This is a genomic window from Aliihoeflea sp. 40Bstr573 (assembly GCF_024105655.1).
GTDB lineage: Bacteria > Pseudomonadota > Alphaproteobacteria > Rhizobiales > Rhizobiaceae > Aliihoeflea.
In genome coordinates, this window is record NZ_JAAAMH010000022.1 from 1 (window position 1) to 13,920 (window position 13,920).

12 protein-coding genes and 1 other annotated feature are annotated in these 13,920 nt (G+C 60.3%); of the genes, 9 read left to right on the forward strand and 3 right to left on the reverse strand.

Translation table 11 applies throughout. The features are described from left to right. Positions 1 to 424 precede the first annotated feature (424 nt). Positions 425 to 480 (forward strand) — a sequence feature (sul1 is cis-regulatory element that is thought to sense ions involved in sulfur or methionine metabolism; They are found in Alphaproteobacteria). A 75-nt stretch (positions 481 to 555) separates the two neighbouring features. Both GTK01_RS18060 and GTK01_RS18065 read left to right on the forward strand, forming a co-directional pair. Beyond that, positions 556 to 2,040 carry a SulP family inorganic anion transporter gene (locus tag GTK01_RS18060; RefSeq protein WP_024587315.1) on the forward strand — a complete coding sequence of 495 codons (1,485 nt, stop codon included), beginning with the start codon at positions 556 to 558 and terminating at the stop codon, positions 2,038 to 2,040. A 16-nt stretch (positions 2,041 to 2,056) separates the two neighbouring features. Beyond that, positions 2,057 to 2,908 carry a universal stress protein gene (locus tag GTK01_RS18065; protein ID WP_024587316.1) on the forward strand — a complete coding sequence of 284 codons (852 nt, stop codon included), beginning with the start codon at positions 2,057 to 2,059 and terminating at the stop codon, positions 2,906 to 2,908. A 302-nt stretch (positions 2,909 to 3,210) separates the two neighbouring features. Here the strand turns inward: GTK01_RS18065 and arsJ are convergent, their stop codons facing one another. The 3 genes from arsJ to GTK01_RS18080 are packed head-to-tail and all read right to left on the reverse strand — an operon-like array spanning position 3,211 to position 5,950. Then, the gene (arsJ, locus tag GTK01_RS18070; protein WP_029660409.1) at positions 3,211 to 4,467 is read right to left on the reverse strand and encodes an organoarsenical effux MFS transporter ArsJ; all 1,257 of its coding nucleotides are present in this window, start codon (positions 4,465 to 4,467) and stop codon (positions 3,211 to 3,213) included. Positions 4,468 to 4,481: 14 nt separating this feature from the next. After that, on the reverse strand, positions 4,482 to 5,492 hold the full coding sequence (locus GTK01_RS18075) for an ArsJ-associated glyceraldehyde-3-phosphate dehydrogenase (RefSeq protein WP_024587318.1): 1,011 nt from the start codon (positions 5,490 to 5,492) through the stop codon (positions 4,482 to 4,484). After that, positions 5,489 to 5,950: a low molecular weight phosphatase family protein gene (locus tag GTK01_RS18080; protein WP_244437420.1), complete on the reverse strand. Its 462-nt coding sequence runs from the start codon at positions 5,948 to 5,950 to the stop codon at positions 5,489 to 5,491. The genes GTK01_RS18075 and GTK01_RS18080 overlap by 4 nt, the downstream gene beginning before the upstream one ends. Positions 5,951 to 6,428: 478 nt before the next feature. Here GTK01_RS18080 and arsH point away from each other — a divergent pair, with 478 nt between their 5' ends. From arsH to GTK01_RS18115, 7 genes are all read left to right on the forward strand, one after another. Further along, positions 6,429 to 7,160, forward strand: a complete 732-nt coding sequence (gene arsH / locus GTK01_RS18085; protein WP_256483952.1) for an arsenical resistance protein ArsH — start codon at positions 6,429 to 6,431, stop codon at positions 7,158 to 7,160. Between the two features lie 67 nt (positions 7,161 to 7,227). Continuing rightward, on the forward strand, positions 7,228 to 7,560 hold the full coding sequence (locus GTK01_RS18090; protein ID WP_024587321.1) for a helix-turn-helix transcriptional regulator: 333 nt from the start codon (positions 7,228 to 7,230) through the stop codon (positions 7,558 to 7,560). A gap of 55 nt (positions 7,561 to 7,615) precedes the next feature. After that, complete coding sequence (locus GTK01_RS18095; protein ID WP_024587322.1) at positions 7,616 to 9,019, forward strand: FAD-dependent oxidoreductase; 1,404 nt, start codon at positions 7,616 to 7,618, stop codon at positions 9,017 to 9,019. Beyond that, positions 9,016 to 10,230, forward strand: a complete 1,215-nt coding sequence (locus GTK01_RS18100) for an MFS transporter (RefSeq protein ID WP_029660412.1) — start codon at positions 9,016 to 9,018, stop codon at positions 10,228 to 10,230. The genes GTK01_RS18095 and GTK01_RS18100 overlap by 4 nt, the downstream gene beginning before the upstream one ends. Before the next feature lie 50 nt (positions 10,231 to 10,280). Further along, positions 10,281 to 11,129, forward strand: coding sequence for a PhnD/SsuA/transferrin family substrate-binding protein (locus GTK01_RS18105; RefSeq protein ID WP_024587323.1), 849 nt, complete (start codon positions 10,281 to 10,283; stop codon positions 11,127 to 11,129). Next, positions 11,126 to 12,574 carry a sensor histidine kinase gene (locus tag GTK01_RS18110; RefSeq protein WP_252928726.1) on the forward strand — a complete coding sequence of 483 codons (1,449 nt, stop codon included), beginning with the start codon at positions 11,126 to 11,128 and terminating at the stop codon, positions 12,572 to 12,574. The genes GTK01_RS18105 and GTK01_RS18110 overlap by 4 nt, the downstream gene beginning before the upstream one ends. Further along, entirely contained in the window at positions 12,564 to 13,895 is a 1,332-nt protein-coding gene (locus tag GTK01_RS18115) for a sigma-54 dependent transcriptional regulator (protein WP_024587325.1), read from the forward strand. Before GTK01_RS18110 ends, GTK01_RS18115 begins: the two co-directional genes overlap by 11 nt. The last annotated feature ends 25 nt before the right edge of the window (positions 13,896 to 13,920 follow it).

Below are 13,920 nucleotides of genomic sequence, written 5' to 3' on the forward strand. Positions count from 1 at the left end.
TGCTGGAGCCTATCGGCAACATCCCGCCGGCCGAAGCCGAGGAACGCTACTACGCCATGCTGGAGCAGCCAGACATGGCAGCGTAACTTAATTCAAACGGCCTCCGGCAAACCCGGGGCGATTCAGCTTCATTCCCGAGGCAACCACCAAGTAGACCTCTACTGGGGCGTGTTGCTGCCCAGATTCGGGGGCGAATGAACGACCGTTTTACCAGATTGATCGTCCAGAAGCGGGCAAGCAAAAAACCACCCCGGTCTAGCCGTTCGCAGCTCACGAAGGGGACGCATAGCTGTTTGGCTGGAAGCGACCCCCTTCGCGACATAGCCGACAACGTTACCGTCAACCGACAGCAGACCTCTCGCTTCACGGCCCGCCACGCGGGTGTTGCGTGTTTCCTTGGTCATAGGCTAAAGAGCGCCATCCATCAGGACCCGGTGCAAATCCGGGTGGCTCTTCCGGCCGCCGATCCGCCGGACAACTGAATCAAATACCGTTCTCCCGGTGCGACCCTCCTATGTCAGGGCCGCTGGTTTGGTTTTTCTCATCTGGAACTTCATGACCTCCTTGTCCGCTTACCGCGCGCAATGGTTCGGGAATGTGCGCGGTGACCTGCTCTCCGGGCTGGTCGTTGCACTTGCGCTCATTCCCGAAGCCATCGCATTTTCGATCATCGCCGGCGTTGATCCCAAGGTCGGCCTTTATGCCTCCTTCTCGATCGCCGTCCTCATCGCCTTCGTGGGCGGTCGCCCCGGCATGATCTCGGCAGCAACAGCCGCAACCGCCGTTCTCATGATCACGCTGGTCCGCGATCACGGCCTGGAATATCTGCTCGCCGCAACGGTGCTAGCGGGGCTTCTGCAGATCGCCGCAGGCTTCCTGAGACTGGGCTCGGTAATGCGCTTCGTTTCGCGCTCGGTGTTGACAGGCTTCGTCAACGCCTTGGCGATCCTGATCTTCATGGCGCAGATTCCCGAACTCGTCGGCGTGCCGAACCTGACCTATGTGATGGTCGCAGCCGGCCTCGTGATCATCTATCTCTTTCCCTATGTGACAAAGGCGGTCCCGTCGCCACTCGTCTGCATCATCGTCCTAACCTCGGTCGCCATCCTGTTCGGCTTCGACGTCCGCACGGTCGGTGACATGGGCGAGTTGCCGTCCACTCTTCCCATCTTCCTGATCCCGGACATTCCACTGACCGTCGATACCTTGCTGATCATCTTGCCCTATTCGGCAGCGGTCGCCGTCGTGGGCCTACTCGAATCCTTGATGACGGCACAGATCGTTGATGACCTCACCGACACGCCATCGGACCGGCATCAGGAATGCATCGGCCAGGGCATCGCCAACACGGCGACTGGCTTCATCGGCGGCATGGCCGGCTGCGCGATGATCGGTCAGTCGATCATCAACGTGAAGTCGGGCGGACGCGGACGACTGTCGACCTTTGCCGCTGGCGTCTTCCTCCTGTTCATGATCCTGGTTCTGGGCGATCTCGTAAGTCGGATTCCGATGGCTGCGCTCGTGGCGATTATGATCATGGTTTCGATCGGCACATTTTCATGGTCTTCGATCCTCAACCTGAGGGATCATCCCCGGTCCTCCTCCATCGTCATGCTGGCGACGGTCGTCACCGTCGTCGTCACCCACAATCTGGCCTATGGCGTGCTGAACGGCGTTCTTCTGTCAGGCATCTTCTTTGCCTGGAAGATCGCGCAGCTCTTTCGCGTCTCATCCAGCCTCAGCGCCGACGCGCGTCATCGGATCTACGTCGTCGAAGGCCAGCTCTTTTTCGCATCGGCGGAAGATTTTATGGCCGCTTTCGATTTCAAGGAGGTGCTCGAAAAGGTCACCATCGACGTGTCGGGCGCGCATATCTGGGACATTTCCAGCGTGGCCGCGCTCGACATGGCGGTACTGAAGTTCCGCCGGGATGGAGCCGAGGTGGAAATCGTCGGCATGAATGCGGCGAGCGAGACCATCGTCGACCAGCTCGCCATTCACGACAAGCCCGGCGCGCTCGACAAACTGATGGCGCATTGAGGAAAGGGACATACGAATGACCGAAAAACTCATCGCCCTGATCGACGGCTCGATCTATTCCAAGAGCGTTTGCGACAACGCCGCTTGGATTTCGCGGCGCACTGGTGCGCCCATCGAACTCCTACACGTTCTCGGCCGGAGGGAAACGGCGAGTTCGGACCTGTCCGGCTCGATCGCACTTGGCGCTCGCACGGCCCTGCTGGAAGAACTGTCGAGCCTCGACGAGCAGCGTTCCAAGCTGGCTCGGAAGCGTGGCCGTGCCATCCTCGAAGACGCCGAAGAAATTCTCCGCTCCGCTGGCGTCGAGAACGTAACTTCACGGCTTCGCCATGGCGATCTCCTGGAAGAGGTCGCGGCAGCCGAGTCGGATTCGCGCGGCATCGTCATAGGCAAGCGCGGGGAGGCTGCAGATTTCGCCAAATTGCACCTGGGCTCCAATCTTGAGCGCATCGCGCGATCTGCGACGAAACCGGTCTTTGTCGCCGCACGAGCATTCCGCCCGATCGAAAAGGTTCTCATTGCTTATGATGGTGGGCCGAGTGCGATGAAGGCGGTCGATCATATTGCGCGAGCGCCGCTGTTCTCGGGACTCGATATCCGACTGCTGACCGTGGGAAGCGAGAGCACCGACCTGGGTCGGCGGCTGGAGGACGCGAAGGCCATCCTCAAGGCAGGCGGGCATAACGCATCGGCCGAAATAGTTCCTGGCCAAGTTGAAAAAGCGATCTCGGGCTTTGTGGATCGCGACAGCATCGACCTTCTCGTCATGGGAGCTTACGGTCACTCACGCATCCGCGCGATGATTATCGGTTCCACGACAGCGGAGATGATCCGCTTATGCAAAGTGCCGGTTGCGCTGTTTCGGTGAGTGAGGCGTCCGCCTTCTGCAATATGACCCTTGAAGCTGCTGGTCCGCTTCCCACCCCGCCGAGCCATTCCGGCGTGCGCAGCGCACACTGCCCGTGGACCGACAGGAGTCGACCCCATTGTGGTCATTTAGCTCGCATCGGCGGCGTCCCGAAAGCTGCCCTTAAACACCTAAGTCTGCGCTGAGGGCACGAGTCCCCAAATCTGCAACTGTTTATCCCGTATGGGCGGACGTAGCGTTGGCAACCGAGGAAATGCAAACCGTAGCGTCTGCAGCTACCTTCAGCATAAATCCAGCGTTTGCTATGCCACCCCCAGCTCAGTTTTCCGCCCGGAATCAACGTCCAATCGCCGAGCCGCCCACCAGCTTAGGCCCGCCATGGTGCCTGCCGTTGCCAGGCATAAAGTCAGTCCGCCCATCTGATAGCTGATGCCAGACAAAAGCGTCCCAAGAAGGCGTCCGGCGGCGTTAGCCATGTAGTAGAATCCGACATCGCGGGTGATCCGACTGGCGTCGCCGTAGGCGAGGATCAGGAACGAGTGAACGGCCGAGTTGATAGCGAACACGAAGCCGAACACGAACAGTCCGCCGATAAGGAAGGCCGTCAACCAAGGAGACGGATTGCCCGAAGCAAACGCGGTCGCAGCCAAAATGAATGGGATAGGAACCAGCACACCGGCCCACCAGATGGCTTTCCTGGCAACTGCATTTTCATCGAGACTCGCGGCCTTCAGAATGCGGGGAGCCGAAGCCTGGACCGCTCCGTATATAATGATCCACGCAGCGAGGAAGCCACCGATCACGAAAAAGGCCCAACGTCGCCCTTCCTCGGTGCCGTCCGACAGGACGGCTTGGAAATAGATCGGCACGCCAACCACGAACCAGACGTCGCGGGCCGCGAACAGGAACATGCGGGCGAGGGAAAGTCGGTTGACGCGCTGATCCGGCGAACGCCAGGCAGAGAACTTCGCTCCTTTGTCCTTGGCGGGCAGCCCTGCCGGCAGGAAGAGGGCGACCGCAATCAAAATGGCGAGCAAAATCGCGGCCATTCCCCATATGGCCGTTTCGAACCCCGCCAGAGCCAGCAAAGCAGCACCTAGAAAAAATCCTAGACCCTTTACCGCATTCTTCGAGCCGGTCAGCAGTGCAACCCAGCGGAATAACGTGCCATCCCCTTGGGGCGCGAGCAGCTTGACCGCGGATTTCGAGGACATTTTGGCAAGGTCCTTCGCGACGCCGGAAATACCTTGGACTGCCATGACAAACACAACGGATGCGACGACACTCCATGTCGGATCGAGTTGCGCAAGCGCCGCCAATGCCGCGATTTGCAACGCAAGCCCGCCGTAGAGCGTAGCGGCTAATCCGAACCGCGCGGCCAGCCAGCCCGCGTATAGATTGGTCACGATCCCGGCTACTTCGTATAAGAGGAACAGCCAGGCGAGCTGGATCGGCGTGAAGCCGAGGCCATTGAAATGAAGCAACACCAGCATGCGCAATGCGCCGTCCGACAGCATGAATGCCCAGTAGGAGGCCGTGACGGCAACATAGGCGCGCATAGGGCGGGTGGCACTCACAGCGCACCCGCTATCATGCGGACGATATCGGCAAGACGGCAGGCATAGCCCCATTCATTGTCGTACCATGCATAGATTTTAAGCTGCGTGCCGTTGATCACCATGGTCGATGGGCCGTCGATCACAGCCGAGCGGGGATCGTTGGTGAAGTCGCTGCTTACAAGGGGACGCTCTTCGAAGCCCAAGATGTTCTTCAGCGGCCCTCTAGCCGCAGCCTTGAACAATTCATTGACCTCTTCTGCCGTCGTGGCTCGCTCAAGCTCGAAGACGCAATCAGTCAGTGAAGCGTTCAGCAAGGGTACGCGAACAGCGTGGCCGTTGAGACGGCCCTTCAGCTCGGGGTAGATAAGCGTGATTGCCGTTGCGCTGCCGGTCGTCGTCGGAATGAGATTCGTCAAGGCGGAGCGGGCGCGCCGCATGTCCTTGGCCGGACGGTCAACTATCGTCTGGGTGTTTGTGACGTCGTGGATCGTCGTGATCGATCCGTGACGGATCCCGAGATTTTCGTGAACGACCTTCACCACTGGGGCAAGGCAGTTGGTCGTACAACTCGCCGCCGTCACCAGCCAGTGGCGGTCAGGTTCGTAGAGCTCATGATTGATTCCGTAAACGAGATTGAGTGCGCCGCCGTCTTTGACCGGGGCTGATACAATCACCTTCTTCGCACCGCCGGTTCTATATGGTTGCACCTTCGCGGCGGTCTTGAATACGCCAGTGCAGTCGATCACCACGTCGACGCCGAGTTCAGCCAGTGGAAGCGCCTCGATCGTTCGTTCGCGAGCGAGGCGAATGCGTTTGCCGCCGAAGGTCAAGCTGTCGGCATCATGGCCGATTTCACGTTGCCATCTTCCGTGGATGCTGTCGAATTCCATGAGCAGCGCATGTTGCTCCGCATCTCCAGTTGCATCGTTCAGAAGAACGATGTCGCCTCCGGAGCCGTTGTCGATCAAATCCCTCAGAACGAGCTTCCCGATCCGGCCAAGACCGTTCAATGCGATGCGTGTCATGAGGATAGGGTTCCGATCCGGTCAAGTTGTCGTTGGAGGTCACGCGCTTCGAGCGCGTCAAAGGGGAGGTCTGAAAAAACTTCTATTCGTCGCCGTAGTGTCGCGTAGGTTTCCCGGAAAGCCTCGTTCTCATCGGGGCGGCCGACCGGGTCCGGTACGCCCCAATAGGAAGCAACAGGTCGACCTTTGTGGGGGATGCTGTCCGCGACTGCCGCGCGGTCGCAAACGGTCAGCACGATGTCCATAGGCGGGCCGTCGACCAGCGTCCTCACACTCTTGGAGGCCAATCCCGACGTTTCGTGTCCGTTGCGGCCAAGGATAGCGAGCGTTCCGGAATGGATACGGCCCGTAGGCGAGGTGCCGGCCGAGAATGACCGAAACCGCTTTCCGCCAATGTCGCGCAGAAGCACTTCCGCGCAGATCGAGCGGGCGGAGTTCCCCGAGCACAGAAACAGCACATTCAACCTGTCATCCGATCGCCGCCGCTTCCCTTTCGTAATCGGTCCGCACAAATCCGGCCGTCCTCGACAACAATCGTCGACGAGAAATTGGACCAGGTTCTCGGTTGCCGCGAGATCTACGGAGTAGAATAGCGACCGGCCGCTTCTTTCAACCGACACCAGGCCTTGTTCGAAGAGTTCGGAAAGGTAGTGCGACAACGTGTTGGGCTTGAGACCCAGTTCAGCCCCGATCTCCGTAGGCCGCATTCCGTGTGGGACGAACCGCATGAGGAGGCGGAATACCCCCATACGGCCGGGATGGCCCAACGCGGCAAAACGCGAGACTGCTCGACTCGTTTCCATATTTCCCGAATATGGGAAATGTTATGCCGGGTCAACCATCTGACGTATGGCCTCGCGGAAGTTGCTGGGGTTGACGGCACGGCGATGCATGAATATCTATAATTCTAGTTATATCGAATAATAGGAATCAGTGTTGCCCCGCAACCATATCGAAATTGACGATCTGCCCAACATCTCCGCCGCTGAGTTCAAGGGCATCGACCGGGATGCCCTGTTCGGCGGGGGAGCATCAAGTCATGCCCCTCGTATCCTGATGCTCTATGGGTCCTTGCGTGAGAGATCCTTCTCGCGGCTTGCGACTGAAGAGGCTGCCCGCATCTTGAGACGCCTCGGCGCTGAGGTTCGGATCTTCAATCCATCCGGACTACCGCTCCCGGATTCGACCTCGCCCGATCATCCCAAGGTAAAGGAACTGCGTGACCTGTCACTTTGGTCGGAGGGCCAGGTCTGGTGCTCGCCCGAACGTCACGGCTCCATGACGGGAATAATGAAAGCCCAGATCGACTGGCTTCCGCTCTCGTTGGGTGGCGTCCGGCCAACTCAGGGCCGAACGCTGGCGGTCATGCAGGTATGCGGCGGCTCGCAGAGCTTCAACGCGGTCAACCAACTGCGCGTTCTCGGCCGGTGGATGCGGATGTTTACCATCCCCAATCAGTCCTCGGTCGCAAAAGCTTTCAATGAGTTCGACGATAGCGGCCGCATGAAACCATCTGCCTATTACAACCGCATCGTCGACGTCATGGAGGAACTGGTGAAGTTCACGCTCCTCTTGCGGGATCGTACCGACTATCTGACGGATCGTTATTCCGAGCGCGTTGAAACCGCCGCCGAGGTTTCTAGGCGGGTTAATCAAGGATCGCATTGACGAATGCTAATTCGATGATAATCGAAATTCATTTGACGGTGCCATTTTGCCCGCATAGGCTTTGGCCATGAACCTCGATCAAGCAGCACGGCAACTGGAGGCGCTCGGCAATCCGACGCGTCTCAACATCTACCGGATCCTCGTCAGGGCGGGGGCCGAAGGACTGCCCGTAGGCAGCATCCAGGATAAGATCAAGATCCCGGCATCGACGCTTTCGCATCACTGCAAGAGGCTTGTCGATACCGGTCTGGTCACGCAAGAACGGCAGGCAACGACACTCATCTGTCGCGCGCAATATCCGGCAATGCAGGCTTTGATAGGGTATCTGGCGGATGAATGCTGCGCAGATGGATCATGTCCTCCGGTATTGGCGTCGCGACGATTGAAATCCGAGGCTTAATTTTTTTACCGTGCTATTTCGAAATTTCGAGAATAACCAAATGAGGACGGCCGCTATGTTGGATTTTCCAGTCGCGATCATCGGTGCCGGACCGGTCGGGCTTGCGGCCGCTGCCCATCTCGTCGAGCGCGGATTGAAACCGGTCATCTTCGAGCGCGGCGAGGATGTCGGGGCGTCGATGCTTGAGTGGGGCCATGTGAGGGTGTTTTCGCCTTGGCGGTACAATATCGACCAAGCTGCGAAGCGTTTGCTGGAAAATGAAGGCTGGGTCCATCCTGATCCCGATGCCTATCCCACCGGTCGGGAGATCGTCGACTGCTACCTGCGCCCGATCGCACTGACGGCACCAATCGCCGCGGGCCTTCACCGGGGTTCCGAAGTCACCGGAATAACGCGGCGCGGCCACGATCTGATGTCCAGCAGTGGACGCGAAGCCGCCCCGTTCGTCGTCCGCTACACTTCGCAGGGTGGGGCGCGTTCGTTCCTCGCACAGGCCGTTATCGATGCGTCGGGTACGTGGAGCCGTCCCAATCCGATCGGCGTCGATGGGCTCCCGGTCGATGGGGAACTCGAGAACGCAAACCGCATCGCCTACGGAATTCCAGATGTGCTTGGGCGGAATCGCCAAGCGTATGCCGGACGCCGGGTCCTGATTGTCGGAAACGGCCATTCGGCCATCAGCACCGCGATGTCCCTTGTCGAACTCCAGAATCACGCTCCGAATACGGAAATCTTCTGGGCCCTTCGCCGCAATCGCGTCGAAAAGTTGATTGGCGGCGGATTGAACGATCAGCTGCCTGAACGAGGCGCTCTTGGTCTGGCCGCAAAACGGGCAATCGATGCTGGGCGGGTTACCTTGTTGGCTCCGTTCTCGGCCGAGCGTATCGCACGCATCGGCAATGGGCTGCAGTTAGAAGCGATACTTGGGGGCAAGCCCTATACCCTCGTCGTCGATCAGATCGTCGTCGCGACCGGGTTCCGTCCCGACTTCTCGTTGCTGCGTGAACTGCGCATCGGGCTCGACCCTGTCGTGGAGGCCCCGCCCGCACTGGCTCCATTGATCGATCCCAACGTTCATTCCTGCGGAACCGTCCGTCCCCATGGGGTCGCGGAACTGCGCCATCCCGAACTCGGCCTTACGATCGTCGGGTCGAAGTCCTATGGTCGGGCACCAACATTTCTAATGACTACGGGATATGAGCAGGTTCGGTCCGTGGTTGCAGACCTGGTGGGAGATCACGAGGCGGCACGCGATGTCAGGCTTATCTTGCCCGAAACCGGGGTTTGCGGCGTGCCTGCCGACAACCCGGCGTCCACGCAGTGCTGTGGTGAACCCGCCGTAGCCGTGGATACTTGTTGTGCGGACGACGCCGCCGCGAAAGCGGCAGGTCAGTCGGGCTGCGGCTGCAGTATCGCAATACCGTCCCGCACCAAAAATGCGGTCGGTTGCTGCCCATGAAGGGCGCGCCAGTGCCGGAACCGACCGGCTGGTTCATCAGCGCGCTCGGTATTGCGCAAATCTGCTCATGGGGCACGCTCTTCTACGGTTTCCCCCTGATCGCGGAAGCCATGCGCGCCGATCTGGGATGGTCCAAGCCGACGCTCTACGGTGCCGCGACGGTGGGAATGCTGCTCGCCGGGTTGGCCGCATATCCCGTCGGTGCCGCAATTGACCGCGGCCACGGACGTAGCCTGATGGCCGGTGCTTCGGTGGCGGCAGGGATTCTCATGGTGGCTTGGTCGCAGGTGCAGGGCCTGACGATGTTCTATCTGGTCCTGGCGGCACTGGGATGCATGCAGGCCGCGACGCTCTACGAGCCCGCCTTCGCAGTGATCGCGCGCCGCGTCGGACCGCTCAACGCCCGCAAGGGAATCACGGCACTCACCTTGTGGGGCGGCTTCGCGAGCACTGTATTCATTCCCGCAATCCAGATGACCATCGAGTGGTATGGATGGCGGGGCGCGCTGCTGGCGATGGCGGCGGTCAACGTCGTTGTCTGTGGCGGGCTCTACTTCCTCGCTATCGATCCGTCCCGCGATGCCATAATCCGTGCCGTCGATCCGGAAGGCCAATCGCCGCCGACCGGCAGGTCGGCCGTTGCAGCGGCGATGAGGAAGCCTGCATACTGGGGATTGTTGATCGCATGGGTATCCTATGCGGCCGCTTTCGCCTCGCTCACCTACCACTTGTTCCCGCTGCTGCTTGAGAGAGGGCTGGATTCCGCTGGCACAGTGATCGTTCTGGCGGTCATCGGTCCCGCGCAGGTTGTCGGGCGCATTCTCGTCCGCGCATTCGCAGCCGAGGCACCAGTTCGCAGACTGGGCTCGATCATCGTCGTCGTCTTCCCGCTCGCTGTGATCGGCTTCGCGTTCGCACCTCCGGAGGTTACGACTATTGCTGCCGTGGCGGCCTTTTACGGCGCTGCGAACGGGATGATTACAATCGTGCGCGGAATGGCCGTGCCGGAGATGATTTCGCGGGAGGGATATGGCGCAGTCAACGGCTCCCTGGTCGGGCCGATGAACATCATGACGGCGCTGGCACCCTTGACTGCTGCGCTCATCTGGCAGGCGAGCGGCGGATACGGGACCGTTCTGGTCGCAATCTTCGCAGGTTCAGTGACCCTGTGCGCGGGATTCTGGTTCGCGGCTTGGCAAACCCGAGGATGAGCCTTGGCGCGCGACGTTCCTAAGCGGTAATCTGCAAGCTGGAGGTCCGAATGAAGCGTCGCGAGTTCCTGCAAATGACGAGCGCTGCGGCGCTATTTCCTCGCACGGCCCACGCGGGTTCGACGCCGTTCCGCTTCGGCCTGACGCCCGTCTTCTTGTCGAACGATCTCGAGGTCACGGAACGCCTCCGCAGCTACTTTGCGGCGAGGCTCGGGACTGACGTGGAGCTCGTCACCCGCCGCACCTATCAGGAGATCACGGCACTCGTCGTTTCCGGGCAGATCGATGCAGCCTGGATTTGCGGCTATCCTTACGTCCAGTATCGCGAAGAACTCGAGCTTCTTGCGGCTCCGGTATGGCGCGGCCGGTCACTTTATCAGTCCTATCTGATCGTGCCGGCCGGTCGCCCGGTTGATGACTGGACGGACCTGCGCGGCGACGTCCATGCCTTCTCGGATCCGGATTCCAATTCCGGCTACCTCGTCACCCAAGCCCTGCTCGCCGAGAGCGGCCTTCGCGAACAGGACTTCTTCCCGCGGACAATCTTCACTTACGGCCATCGCAACGTGATCCGCGCTGTCGCTGCAGGCCTTTGCACGTCGGGGAGCGTCGACGGTTATGTCTGGGAGGTCATGCGGGCAACCGAACCGGCGCTGGTCGACCAGACGCAGGTCTTGCGCAAATCGGAGTGGCTTGCTTTCCCTCCGCTGGCAACTTCGAGGGGATTGCAAGACGACAAACGGGTTCGTGACTTTCGCGATGTACTCCTGGCCATGGCTGACGACCCTGAAGCGGCGTCGATCCTGTCCCAACTCCAACTCGATGGATTCGCCCATTGCGATCCTGCGGAGTTTGACGCGATCGCAACGAAGTTCGCAACCTACCGGAGGTTCGGTTGATCGCTCGTTGGCGAGAGATACCTGTCACCTACAAAGTGCCGTTCATCGTGGCGCTGTTGATGGTCGCGATCAGCGCCGTCCTGTCGGAGCGTGTTCTCGATCGTTTGTCGAGAACGCAGGAAAGCCACATTCAAGGACTGGCCAGCACCTACCTGGATGGTCTGTCGTCGACGGTTTTGCCTGCGGTGTTGCGGCAGGACGTCTGGGAAACGTTCGACGCGCTCGACCGGTCCGCCGATGCCTACGAGGCTTTGAGGCCGATCGACGCCGTCGTGACCGGCACCGACGGCAATGTCCTTGCTTCCAGCGACCCGGCGATGATCCCCTCGTTCCAACCACCGCCCGAAGGCTTTTTGGATCGGTATGTCGGCACGGGAATCCAGATCGAAAAGTCTCAGGAAGTCGGCTACGCCAGGCGGGATCTCGTGTACCAGGGACTCCCGGTGGGCGCGATACACGTCTCTTTCGACGTTTCTCATCTGTTCGAGGAACGTCGCGAGATCCTCATGACCTTGTTGCTCACCAATGGCGTTCTGGCGCTTCTCTTCGGGGTGGCCGGCTTCCTCATCGTTCGTCAGATGATCGGGCCCATGCGGATTCTGGAAGACCATATGCGTGCTGCCGCATCCGGAATCGCCAAGCCAATTTCCGAGGGACTGGCAGGTCGCACGCCGTCAGAGGCCCGGAGACTCTTCGAGGGTTACAACGCACTGGTCGAAGCCGAGCGCGAGCGCAAGAATCTCGCGATGCGGCTTGTCGAAGAAGAGAAGGTGGCTGGTCTCGGGCGGCTCGCCTCTGGCATGGCGCATGAGGTCAACAACCCCCTCGGGGGGCTCCTGAACGCAGTCGACACACTCAAGACCCATGGAGAGAGCGAAAAGGTTCGCCGTACGTCGATCAGCCTGATCGAACGCGGGCTGCAAGGGATTCAGGCGGTGGTCGAAGCGATGCTGTCCACCTATCGTCCGGAACGACAGGGCCGATCGCTCTCCCGTATAGATTTCGATGACATCGCCCTTTTGGTGGCACCGGAGCTGCGTCGGCGACAGCAGCGTATCGAATGGAGCTTCAACTGGGCCGGGCACCCTGAGTTAGACATTCCGAGCGGGCCTGTCCGCCAAGCTCTGTTGAACCTCGTGCTGAATGCCATTGCCGCCTCGCCTGAACGCTCCGAGGTGCAGATCAACATTGGCGTGGATACCAGACGGATCCACATCGAGGTGATCGATGCCGGGGAAGGCATTCCGGCCGACATGGCCGTGATCCTGACCGACAGGAATCCTGATCCTATTCTGCAGTCCGGCAGGGGGCTGGGGCTCTGGATGGTGCGCCGCATGGTTGACGAGGTCGAAGGATCGGTCTCAATTTCGTTTTCGCAGGAAGGACACACGACAGTGTCGCTGGAATTGCCGTTTGGACGGGAGGAGAAAGCCGATGCAGCCTGACCGGCCGTTGATCGGCCTTGTCGAGGATGACGCGGTCATGGGCGGATCGCTTGTCCAGCGGCTTGATATCGAAGGTTATCGAACGGTCTGGTGGCAGAGCGGCGCAGACGCTTTGGCAGCATTGTTGGCGAGAGCCAGAGAGTTCGATCTTGTCGTGTGCGACATTCGCCTCCCTGACATGACGGGTGAAGACGTCTTCGAACGCCTCGCCAAGGAGCCGGAAGCGCCTCCAGTCATGTTCGTTACGGGATTTGCGGAACTGGATCAGGCCGTCCGGCTGATGCGCGCGGGGGCTGTTGACTTCATGACGAAGCCCTTTGCGACGCCAGACTTCCTGCAACGGCTTTCGAACAACCGCCGGAACAAAGTCCAACGCGAGCCGACCTCCTACGTGCTTGGCGAGTCGCCTGCAATTCGACGTGTCGAAGATCTGGTGCGCAAGTTCGCGGCGCACGACCTTCCGGTCCTCGTTACAGGTGAAACCGGGTCTGGCAAGGAAGTGGCGGCCCGTCTATTGCATGACCTGTCTCCGCGTGCAAATGCGCCCTTCATTGCCGTCAACTGCGCCGCCATTCCCGCAGAGCTGCTCGAGAGCGAACTGTTCGGCCACGAAAAAGGCGCGTTCACGGGCGCGGTCCAGCGACACCTGGGGTACGCCGAGCGTGCGGGAGACGGAACGCTTTTCTTGGACGAGATCGGAGATATGCCGCCCTTGATGCAGGCTAAGCTCCTGCGACTGATCGAGGCCGGTTCCTTCTCGCGCGTCGGCGGAGAGGTGGAACTTCCCTTCCGCGCACGCGTGGTCGCAGCGAGCCATCGCGATCTTTCCATTGGCGGCGGATTCCGTGAGGACCTCTACTTCAGGATCGCCGTCTTGCCGGTCTCGATCCCGCCGCTGCGATCCCGCCCCGAGGACATCACCTGGCTGATGGATCGGTTTCTAGACGCAGCGGCAAGTCGGAGTGGCGGGCCCGGGTTTCGTATCAGTGCGCTCGCGGAGGACATGGCCCTGGAGCACGACTGGCGGGGAAATGTCCGTGAGCTAAGGAACCGGTGCGAACGGGCGGCCGCCTTGGCAGTGGATGACTGGATTATGCCGGGCGACCTCTTTCCCGAAAAGTCCTCAATCCAGGGAGCAGGCGACTTCCTGCCATTGGCGGACGCTCGTGAGGCCGCAGAACGAAGGCAGATCGAACGCGCCTTGCGTGAGACATCCGGCCACATATCCAAGGCTGCGACCTTGCTCGACGTGTCCCGAACGACACTGTTCAACAAGATGTCGAGGCACGGTATCGGAGAGCGTGAACGTTCAGAAACGTGAACATCGCCGGTCACGGACTGTTAAG